Source organism: Longimicrobium sp., assembly GCA_036377595.1.
GTDB lineage: Bacteria > Gemmatimonadota > Gemmatimonadetes > Longimicrobiales > Longimicrobiaceae > Longimicrobium.
The window spans coordinates 1-10,243 of the sequence record DASUYB010000067.1 but is presented as its reverse complement, the minus strand read 5'-3'; the positions used below and the strand labels follow the sequence as shown (position 1 = coordinate 10,243).

Here is a 10,243-nt window from a genome sequence, read left to right as displayed (position 1 = left end):
CGACGATGACCAGGTTGTCCTCGCCGGATTGCGCAAGCTCATAGGCTCGCGCTCGGAAGGGCAGAAGCATTACCTCGAGGCGATCAAAGACAACGACATCGTGATCTCGATCGGCCCGGCCGGCACAGGCAAAACGTACCTCGCTGTTGCCGCCGCGGTGGACGCGCACCGCAAAAACCGCGTGAAGCGCATTATTCTCGCGCGGCCGGCGGTGGAAGCGGGTGAAAACCTGGGCTTCCTGCCGGGCGACCTGCAGGAGAAAGTCGATCCGTATCTGCGTCCGCTGTATGAAGCGCTGGAAGACATCATGCCCGCAGACTGGGTGCGGCGCGCGCTCGAAGCCCGCACCATCGAGATTGCGCCGCTCGCCTACATGCGTGGCCGCACACTGGCGGATGCCTTCGTGATTCTCGACGAAGCGCAGAACGCCACCACGGCGCAGATGAAGATGTTCCTGACTCGCCTGGGGCTGAACAGCAAGGCGGTGATCACGGGCGACGAGACGCAGATCGACCTCCCGCGCCGCGAGGACAGCGGGCTGCTGGAGATCGAGCAGGTGCTGAAGGGGATTCCGGGGATCGCCTTCGCCTACATGAAGGGCACCGACGTGATCCGCCACCGCCTGGTGAAGGAGATCATCCGCGCGTACGCCGCCCACGGCGGCCACGAGCAGGAGCCCGGGGAGGCCTGATGCCTTCCGCTGACCGACAACCGGTGGAGCGAAGAAGCGCACCGCGCGAGCCGGGGGAAGCCCACCCCCGGCGCCGCGTTCCGCGGCTCCTCTTCCACGCCCGCCGCGGCGCGGTGTTCACCGCCGCGGCGGCCGCGATCTACCTCGTCTTCCCCTCCGGCGCCGCGCCGGGCCCGGCCGTGCTGGAGCGCGGCGTGGTGGCGCCCGGCGACGTCATCGCCTCCATCCCCTTCCAGATCCCCAAGACGCGCGAGGAGCTGCGCCGCGAGCAGGACGAGGCGGCGCGCGGCGTTCCCCCCGTCTACGACTACCGCCCGCAGGCGGCGGACAGCGTCGTCGCGGGACTGCGCGGCTTCTTCGCCGCGGCGGGGCGGGCGGCGGCCATTCCCCCGCCGCAGCGCGACGCGGCGCTGCGCGAGGCCCTCTCGCGCAGCGGCGTTCCCAGCACGCTGGGGGGGATCGAGGTGCTGGCGGACTCGTCGCGCCGCGCCGTGCTCCAGGCGGCGACGGAGCGCGCGGTGCGCGAGCAGTTCCCGCGCGGGATCGCCGCGGGGTCGCCCGGGCGCGCGGGAATCAGCGCGGTGCGGGTGCGCGGGATCGCCGGCGGCGAGCGGCTGCTGGCGGCGGACTCCCTGCCCACGGCCGACCAGTTCTTCCGTGCCGCGCAGGGCTATCTCCCGCAGGACGCGGGCGCGGACGAGGCGGAACTGCAGCGGCTCCTCCTGGTCCGCTGGTTCCAGCCCTCGCTCGCCGTCAATGAGCGCGAGACGGAGGCCGCGCGCGCCCGCGCCCGCAGCGCGGTGGACCCGGTGAAGTACCGCGTGCTGGCGGGCGAGAAGATCGTCGGCGCGCGCGAGCAGGTGGGCGAGCGCGAGGAGGAGCGGCTGCGCGCCTACCAGGCCGCGCTCGCCGCCCGGGGCGGCGGCCAGGGGCCGCGGCAGACGGTGGCGCGCGCCGCGGGTTCCATCCTCTACAACCTGCTGCTGCTGGGGATCATCGCCATCCTGCTGCGCTTCTCGCGGCTGCACCTGTACCGCGACTGGCGCTCGATGGTGTTCGTCGCCTTCCTCGTGGTCGCCGTCTCCGCGCTGGCGGCGCTGATCGCGCGGCTCGACCTGCCGCCGGAGCTCATCCCCGTCCCCTTCGCGGCGATGGTGATCGCGGTGCTGTGGGGCGGCCGCGTGGCGCTCCCCATCGCCCTCGTCCTCGCCCTGCTGCTGGGCGGACAGGCGCCGTTCCTGGGCGTGGCCGTCCCATTCACCGCGGCCATCGGCGGCGCGGCGTCGGCGTTCGGGGTGCGGCTGGCGCAGCGGCGGGTGCAGACGTGGATCGTCGTCGGCCTGATCGCCGGCGCGTACCTGGCCGCGGCGGTGACGGTCGGGCTGCTGCGCGGCTGGTCGCTGCACGAGATCGGCTGGTCCGCGCTCTTCGGCGCGGTGAACGCCACCGGCTCGTCGCTCCTGGCCGTCGGCTTCCTTCCCGTCGCGGAGTGGTTCACGCGGGTGACCACGAACCAGACGCTGCAGGAGCTGGCGGATCCCAAGCACCCGCTTCTCCACCGCCTGTCGGTCGAAGCGCCGGGGACGTACGCGCACACCATCTCCGTGGCCAACCTGGCCGAGGCGGTGTGCACGGCCATCGGCGCCAACGCGCTGCTGGCGCGGGTGGGCGTCTACTACCACGACATCGGCAAGATCGTCAAGCCGCAGTACTTCATCGAGAACCAGCCGCGCGGGCGCAATCCGCACGACAAGCTGAAGCCGGCCATGAGCGCGGCCATCGTGCGCAGCCACGTGGCCGAGGGGCTGAAGCTGGCCGAGCAGTACAAGCTCCCCGACGCGGTGAAGGCGTTCATCGCGCAGCACCACGGCACGCAGCCGATCTCCTTCTTCCTCCAGCAGGCGAAGGAGACGGACCCCAACTGCCGCGTGGAGGCGCGCGACTTCGCCTATCTCGGCCCCAAGCCGCAGACGCGTGAGACGGCGGTGGTGATGCTGGCCGACAGCGTGGAATCGGCCGCGCGCGTGCTGCAGGACCCCACTCCGGAGCGCATCCGCGAGCTGGTGGACCGCATCGTCAACGGGAAGATCGCGGCCGGGCAGCTGGACCAGTGCCCGCTGACGCTCAAGGAGATCGCCATCACGCGCGAGGTGCTGACGCGCGCGCTGGCCAGCATGTACCACCACCGCGTCGACTACCCCGCGGACCGGAACGGCGAGGGCGATTCCGCTCCGTCCGTCGCGGCGAGTCCACCCGTCGTGAGCGAGCCCGCGGCTTCGACGCGGTGAGCGGAACCGGCTGGCGCGGCCGAGCCACGATCTTGTCCAGTCTGCGCCTGGCGTCGTTGTCACGAACGGGACCTGGAGCGCGATCAGTCGCCTCGTGCATCTCCCGCGCGGGCCGAACCTCTCTTAACTGCGTCATCGGGGGTGAGGTGCAGAGCGACCTCCTGCGCGCGGCCGCGGCCGACGTCGAGTTGCGGCCGGGCGATGGTGATCCAGCGGTGACGAATCATCTCGCGCTGCGCCGTGAGGGAGATGTGAGGTACCCGTGCCGCTGCGAGATCAATCTGTCGGAAATTTCCGACACATCAGATTGGGATCGGATCGGGAGTGGCAGATCGAGGTCCGCGGCGGCGAGGATGCCGGCGAAGAGCGCCAGCGCCTGGCCGCGACGATCACCCCCTGATGACGCAGTTGGCGATCTCTCGGCCGGCCTCCCGGCTTGCTCGATGCGGGGACGCTGGCCGTCTGATCGTCGGCGTGAGCTTTCAAACGGGTCACCAGGGTGGAAGTGGAAAGCGCGATGGACGAGATCGAGATCGACGTGAGTGTGGGCAGCGGGGTGACGCCGCCGGTGGAGCCCGAGCGGGTGGAGGCCGCCGTGCGCCACGTGCTGCTCGCGGAGAACGTGCGCGTGGCCGAGATCTCCGTCGCGCTGGTGGGAGATGATGAGATCGCCGCGCTGAACGCCGACTACCTGCAGCACGAGGGCCCCACCGACGTCATCTCCTTCCCCCTCTACGCCGAGGGCGATCCGCCGCTGGGCGACGTGTACGTGGGCGTGGACCAGGCGCTCCGCAACGCGGCCGAGTACGGGGTCTCGCCCGCGGAGGAGGTGCTGCGTCTCGCTGTCCACGGCACCCTTCACGTCCTCGGCTGGGACCACCCCGAGGGCGAGGACCGCACCGGCAGCGAGATGTTCGCGCGCCAGGAGGAGCTGCTGCGGGCGTTCCTCCAGCAGAGCTGAAGCGGGCGCATCCTTCCGCTGCAACAGCTACATGAAATGTGCGTAGGCACCGCCGATAATAGCAGCCACTGCCGCCTCCTTCCACAAGTTGAGTTCGCGCAATGCCTAAAGAATCGCTTTTCCGACTAGTTTATCCGAAAGATCCACATCTCAAGATGAAATATGGTCCTAGTTGGTGCTGCAGCACCTGCGATGCGATTCCGGAGGCGGAGCACAATAAGGAGGAGTGTCACCGTTGCCAGAACTGGTCCTGCTGCGGTACTGACTGTACGCTTAGTAAGTTACAATGCCCGAATTGTGGGGCCGTACAAACGTTCTAGCCAAGGAAGACTTGCAATGTTGCTGTGCAGAGCCACCGAAAGTGGTGCTGGTTGTGTCCTATGCGGCGATTATTGGGATCTGAAGACCTTTTATGATACGGTAACGTCAATAGCAGATGCTGCCAATCTGTCGGAGGAGCTTGGAAACCAACTATTCGGTTTCGCCTATGATCTCCGAATGGCATACATGGGCAACAAGGAAACGGTCACGATCGGATATGATGAATTAGACAGAGTTGAGTATAGGGGATCTCGCCATATGTGGCCGGGCTACTTGTTTGTTGTGGCTCTGCTACGCTCCTCGGCTGGTTGGGTAACAACGAGCAAACAGGACCAAGCGAACCTGTACTTACTTGAAGCAACGACGCACTCTGCCCTGGTCACTGCAGGCGCGGATGCCGAGTTCGTTCAGCGTTGGATTACACATTTTCGGCCTACGAACGACTACCTTATCGATTGGGTGGAGGACGCAAATCACCGCTACATCTATGGTCGGAAGCGTGGTAAGCGGATTCAGCGGCTCACGGACATATTGCTGTCACTCTACGAGACATCGAAGGAGTATCGCGAGTTCGAAGTTGCGATGCGACGCGCCGCGATGCGAGAGGACTGTAAGCCAAATAACCTTGTCCTTGAACGAGAGTGGCCGCAGTTCCGGTGGTGATGTGACGCGCGCGTGATCTTCGGCGGACGAGCCGCGCTTGTCCCTCCGCAATCCAGTAGGGTGCTTGAATTGACGCTGCCGACCGTTCAACTTGCCGCACCTCCCCGCCTCCATCCACCCCTCGCCGAACCGGTTCCATGGCGGACGCACAGGACCGGCGTGAGCCGCTGGAGCGCCTGCGCGCGCTGCTGGACGCGGGCGACACCGCCGCGCTCCAGGCGCTGCTGACCGCGCTCCACCCCAGCGACCTGGCCGACCTGCTGGAGCTGCTCGGCGACGACGAGCGCATGCGCGTGCTCGTCGCGCTGGCCGACCGGCCGGCGCTGGCGGCCGAGGCGCTGGCCGAGATGGAGCCCGAGGAGCACCCCGAGGACTCGCTGGCCGCGCTCGGCACCGAGCAGATGGCCGACATCATCGCCGAGCTGGCCGACGACGACGCGGCCGACATCATCGGCGACATGGACCCGGACGACCAGGTCCGCGCCCTGGCCGCGCTCCCCAAGGCCGAGGCCGGCGAGATCCGGGAGCTGATGGGCTACGACGAGGAGTCGGCCGGCGGCATCATGACCACCGAGCTGGTGGCGGTGCCCAACACGCTGACCGTGGCCCAGACCATCGACGAGGTGCGGCGGCAGGCGCAGGAGGTGGGCGACATCCACGTCGTCTTCGTGGTCGACCGCACCGGGCTGCTCGAGGGGTATCTCCCGCTGCAGACGCTCATCACCGCGCCGCCCGACGAGACGGTGGACGCGCTGGTGCTTCCGCCCGTGGCCGCCGTCCTCCCCGACGTGCCGCAGGACGAGGTGGCGCGCGTGCTCTCGCGCTACAACCTCTTCGTCGTCCCCGTGGTCGACGAGGTAGGGAGGCTGATGGGCGGCGTGACCTTCGACGACGTGATCGACGTGGTCGAGGCCGAGGCCACGCGCGACATCCTGGCCCTCGGCGGCACCAGCGAGGACGAGGAGCTGCGCGGCGGATGGTGGCCGGCGGTGCGCACGCGCTTCCCCTGGCTGCTGCTGAACCTGGCGACGGCGTTCCTCGCCGCCGCCGTCTACACGCCGTTCCGTGTCACGCTGGAGAAGCTGCCGCTGATCGCCGCGTGGACCACCATCGTGGCCGGGATGGGCGGCAACGGCGCCTCGCAGGCGCTGGCCGTCACGGTGCGGCGCCTGGCGCTGCAGGGCGACTCGCCGCGCGGCCGCCGCGGGATCGTGACGAAGGAACTGCTCGTGGGCCTGGCGAACGGGCTGGGGAACGGCGTCGTCGCCGGCGCCATCGCCGCCGCGTTCGCCAGCTGGTGGATGCACGCCGGGCCGATGCTGGGCGTGGTGGTGATGGCCGCGATGTGGGGCAACCTGGTGATCGCGGGCATCGCCGGCGGCCTCGTCCCCATCCTGCTGGAGAAGATGGGCGTCGACCCGGCGATCAGCTCGTCCGTGGTGGTGACGACGTTCACCGACATGGGCGGCTTCTTCCTGACCCTCTATCTCGCGACTGTATTGTTGCTATAGGAGTGTATGCCTGAAGATCCGACGACTCTCTGGGCCGAATTCTGGCGGAATTTCTCGCAACTGGTGAATATCTCATCGGTTGTCGATTTGAGCGGATGGTTCGGCTCTGCACCGAAGCGTACGGCCCTTTATCGTGATCGGTGGCTGCCACTCATCGCCTCCAGCATGGGACTGGAATTAGTGCGGGAGTTCTGTCATATCGATTTTGCATTCTGTAAACGGACACCCCGCGGAGCTCAGGTGCCGGTGATTCTGCTTGAATCGGAAAACCAAATCGAAGGAAGTTCTCACGAGCTCAGGAAACTGTGTTGCATCTCAGCTCCGGTTCGAATCCTCCTCACTTGGGAAGACCGAACGAAGACCTTTTCCATGTGGAAACGGCGCGCCCAGCACAATGATCGGATTGTTCGCAAGTGGTTGGAAGTAATTGACGATTGCGATGAGATATGGCCGGATAATGGAATAATTCGCGTTGTAGTTGCCGAGAAGCACGTTATCCCAACACCTTACCTCGAGTTCGAAGCGCTAGATCTTCGAGATGCGACAATCGATATTCCCCCTATTATTCGCGATATCTCAGGTGACGCGTTGATCCAGGAACTGCAATCTACTTGGCACGTGCTCTGATCATGAATGACTTATTCTTGAGGCTCTATCTCGCGAGGGTGCTGCTGCTGTGAGCGTGTTCAGCGACCTCACGTTCGGCGAGCTCACGCTTCACCGGTGGGCCGTGGAGCTGCCGCTGCGCTTCCGCCTCCCTGCCGGGTTCGTCGCGATGCCGGCGGACGGCGGCGTGCAGGTGTGGTGGATGAGCGAGGAAGATCGCGCCGCGGTGGAGCGCGACGACTCGATCTCGCCGCGCGACGGGTTTTTCTCCGTGACGCTGAGCCTGAACGTGGGCTACGACCGCACGCGCGACGTCTTCTTCGGCGGCGGCGAGGGTGATGGCGATGAGACGACGATGGCGGCGCAGTACGCGAGGGCGGGCGTCGAGGACGTGGTCGTCGAGCGGTACGACGCGAACGGCATCCCCGTGCTGTTCGTCGAGGGGCGGCAGGGCGATCGTCGGATCGCGTCGTGCTACCTGGCGACGCTGATTGAGACGAATGCGATCTTCCTCTTCTATTCCCATCCCACGCCGTTCAGGGAGATCGATGGGGAACGCTGGATGGCGATGAAGCAGGCGATTCTATCCTCCGGCCCCGCGGCTCGGATCACGCGGTGACGACGCTGGCTCGGGGGGATTCTCGCCCGATCGAGATCAATCCGCGCCTGAGATTCCATCTCCATCACGATCCGCCACTCGATCTACTTTCGCTCGATCACCCTCCATCTGTATCCTTCCCCAACCCCGTCATCTTCGGTATACTTTCGCCCATGCTCACCGAGCTGCGCATCCGCAACTTCGCGCTGATCGACCGGCTTTCCGTACGCCTCGGCCCGGGGCTCAACGTGCTCACGGGCGAGACCGGCGCGGGAAAGTCGATCATCGTGGGCGCCCTTTCGCTCCTGCTGGGCGAGCGGGCGTCCAGCGAGGTCGTGCGCAGCGGCGAGGAGCGCGCCTCCATCGAGGGCGTGTTCGAGGTGGACGGCCGCGACGATCTCGCCAGGCTGCTGGACGAGCGGGGGATCGAGGCGGACGAGGGTGTGCTCGTCCTCAAGCGCGAGGTGGCCGCCGAGGGCCGCAGCCGCGCATGGGTGAACGGCTCGCCCGCCACCGCGTCGCTGCTGGGCGAGATCGGGCGGATGCTGGTGGACCTCCACGGCCAGCACGAGCACCAGACGCTGCTGCGGCGCGACGAGCAGCGCGCGATCCTCGACGCCTACGCGGGGAACGCATCGCTCGTCGCGCAGGTGCGCGAGGCGCATGGGACTGTCGTCGACCTGCGCCGCGAGGTGGCCGACCTGGAGCGCCGCCGCCGCGAGGCGCTGCAGCGCGCCGACTTCCTCCGCTTCCAGTCCGACGAGATCGAGAAGGCCGCGCTCCGCCCGGGCGAGGAGGAGGAGCTGGAGGACGAGGCGCGGCGCCTCTCCCACTCCGAGGAGCTGACCTCGCTCTCCGGCCAGCTCTACGACGCCGTCGCCGGCTCCGACCGTTCCATCGTGGGCGAGCTGGGGCACCTGAGCCGCGCGGTCGACCACCTGATCCGCATCGACCCGTCGCAGCAGGAGGTCCGCGAGCTGTACGACGCGGCGTATTACGCGCTCCAGGAGCTGGGCGAGCGGATGGAGCGCTACGCGCAGACGGTGGAGCACGACCCCGCGCGTCTCGACGAGATCCGCCGCCGCCAGGACCTGATCTTCCGCCTGCGCACCAAGTACGGCGGGACGATCGAGGAGGTGCTGCAGATCGGCGCCGCCGCGCGCGAGGAACTGGACCTGATCGACGGCGCCGACTTCGAGCTCGGCGCGCTGCAGAAGCGCCTCGGCCACGCGGCCGCCGAGCTGGAGCGCCTGGCCGCCGAGCTCACGGCGCGGCGGACCGAGGCGGCCGCGCGGCTGGCGGAAGAGGTCGCCCGCGTCCTTCCCGAGCTGGGGATGACCGGGGGGAGATTCGAGGTCGCGCGGCTGCCGCTGGCCGAGCCGGCGGCCGTGGGCGCGGAGGAGATCGAGTTCCGCGTGTCGCTCAACCGCGGGTTCGAGCCGCGCGCGCTCTCGTTCGTGGCCAGCGGCGGCGAGATGTCGCGCATCATGCTGGCGCTCAAGACCATCCTCGCGCGCCTCGACGCGGTCCCCACCCTGGTGTTCGACGAGGTCGACGCGGGGATTGGCGGGCGGGTGGCACTGCAGGTGGGCGAGAAGATGCGCGAGGTGGCGGCCAGCCACCAGGTGTTCGCCATCACCCACCTGCCGCAGATCGCCTCGCGGGCGACCACGCACCTGCTCGTCAGCAAGCACGAGCGCGACGGCCGCACCGCGACGGAAGTGGCCATGCTCGAGGACAACGGGCGCGTCCGCGAGATCGCGCGGATGCTGGGCGGCGACCCCGAGAGCGCGGTCTCGCTGGAGCACGCCCGCGAGCTGCTGGAGCGCGGCGTCGCCGTGAGCTGACCCGCGCCGATCCGCATCGCCCGGCGAGACGCGGCCGCCCTCCCGTGCGCAGGGGAGGGCGGCCGCATTTTGTCTCCGTGATAAACGGTCGTTTCAACGAGTAAACGGTAGACTTGCGGCGGGGAACGGAAGGGGGTAGGGTAGGCTGAACGGGGGACCCTCCAGCCCCCGGCGGGTCCTTCACGCGGGGGTTATGCATGCGCGCCAGCAGCAGGATCGCGGCGTCGGTCGTCCTTCTTCTTCCCCTCCTCACGGCCTGCGGCGGATCGCAGCCCGAAGCGCAGCAGGCCTCGGTGGCGACGGCGTTCACCGATCAGAACGCGCCGGCCGGGGAGGCGCGTCCGGCGCAGGAATCGAAGCCGCGTACCGACATCGACGAGTGCCGCAAGCAGCGGCAGCAGGGTGCCGATTCCCGCGCGCGCAACTTCCCCTGTGAGGCCTTCCTGGGCGAGTAGTGCGTGAGCGCGGAAGTGCATGAGTGCGTTGGGATTCGAGCGATTCTCCAGCACTCGTGCACTGACGCACTGACGCGCTTCGGGTATCTGGGCGTGTTTGGCGCCGAGACGCCAAACCGGGCTGCGCGCGCCGTAGGCCACGATACGACTGTGGCCAACGGCGCCGGGCCCCCGGCGGGGTCCGTAACCCCCCGGCGACGGCTTGCCACGGCGGGCATCGTCGCCGACGCCCCCGCCGGGGTCCCGGCCCTCCGGGCGCGCATCCCTCACGCAGTTCCGTCCCCCGAAACGAGGAGCGGTCG

9 protein-coding genes are annotated in these 10,243 nt (G+C 68.0%); all 9 read left to right on the top strand.

Features of this window, described 5'->3' with window-relative positions:
* Positions 1-691 (top strand): PhoH family protein (locus VF092_09555; protein ID HEX6747520.1); only part of this gene is annotated, 691 nt, incomplete at its 5' end.
* Between the two features lie 23 nt (positions 692-714).
* Positions 715-2,979, top strand: a complete 2,265-nt coding sequence (locus VF092_09550) for an HDIG domain-containing protein (GenBank protein ID HEX6747519.1) — start codon at positions 715-717, stop codon at positions 2,977-2,979.
* A 517-nt stretch (positions 2,980-3,496) separates the two neighbouring features.
* Positions 3,497-3,940, top strand: a complete 444-nt coding sequence (gene ybeY, locus VF092_09545; GenBank protein HEX6747518.1) for an rRNA maturation RNase YbeY — start codon at positions 3,497-3,499, stop codon at positions 3,938-3,940.
* Between the two features lie 336 nt (positions 3,941-4,276).
* The gene (locus VF092_09540) at positions 4,277-4,924 is read left to right on the top strand and encodes a hypothetical protein (protein ID HEX6747517.1); all 648 of its coding nucleotides are present in this window, start codon (positions 4,277-4,279) and stop codon (positions 4,922-4,924) included.
* A 137-nt stretch (positions 4,925-5,061) separates the two neighbouring features.
* On the top strand, positions 5,062-6,435 hold the full coding sequence (gene mgtE, locus VF092_09535) for a magnesium transporter (protein HEX6747516.1): 1,374 nt from the start codon (positions 5,062-5,064) through the stop codon (positions 6,433-6,435).
* A gap of 6 nt (positions 6,436-6,441) precedes the next feature.
* Complete coding sequence (locus VF092_09530) at positions 6,442-7,062, top strand: hypothetical protein (protein HEX6747515.1); 621 nt, start codon at positions 6,442-6,444, stop codon at positions 7,060-7,062.
* 49 nt (positions 7,063-7,111) lie between these two features.
* Positions 7,112-7,660, top strand: a complete 549-nt coding sequence (locus VF092_09525; GenBank protein HEX6747514.1) for a hypothetical protein — start codon at positions 7,112-7,114, stop codon at positions 7,658-7,660.
* A gap of 152 nt (positions 7,661-7,812) precedes the next feature.
* On the top strand, positions 7,813-9,486 hold the full coding sequence (gene recN / locus VF092_09520; GenBank protein HEX6747513.1) for a DNA repair protein RecN: 1,674 nt from the start codon (positions 7,813-7,815) through the stop codon (positions 9,484-9,486).
* Between the two features lie 197 nt (positions 9,487-9,683).
* Entirely contained in the window at positions 9,684-9,941 is a 258-nt protein-coding gene (locus tag VF092_09515) for a hypothetical protein (GenBank protein HEX6747512.1), read from the top strand.
* Positions 9,942-10,243 lie beyond the last annotated feature (302 nt).

Bases quoted from the DNA above. Each gene is read 5' to 3' on its own strand.
- ybeY (HEX6747518.1), top strand. From the start codon at position 3,497: ATGGACGAGATCGAGATCGACGTGAGTGTGGGCAGCGGGGTGACGCCG.
- VF092_09540 (HEX6747517.1), top strand. From the start codon at position 4,277: ATGTTGCTGTGCAGAGCCACCGAAAGTGGTGCTGGTTGTGTCCTATGC.
- mgtE (HEX6747516.1), top strand. From the start codon at position 5,062: ATGGCGGACGCACAGGACCGGCGTGAGCCGCTGGAGCGCCTGCGCGCG.
- VF092_09530 (HEX6747515.1), top strand. From the start codon at position 6,442: ATGCCTGAAGATCCGACGACTCTCTGGGCCGAATTCTGGCGGAATTTC.
- recN (HEX6747513.1), top strand. From the start codon at position 7,813: ATGCTCACCGAGCTGCGCATCCGCAACTTCGCGCTGATCGACCGGCTT.
- VF092_09515 (HEX6747512.1), top strand. From the start codon at position 9,684: ATGCGCGCCAGCAGCAGGATCGCGGCGTCGGTCGTCCTTCTTCTTCCC.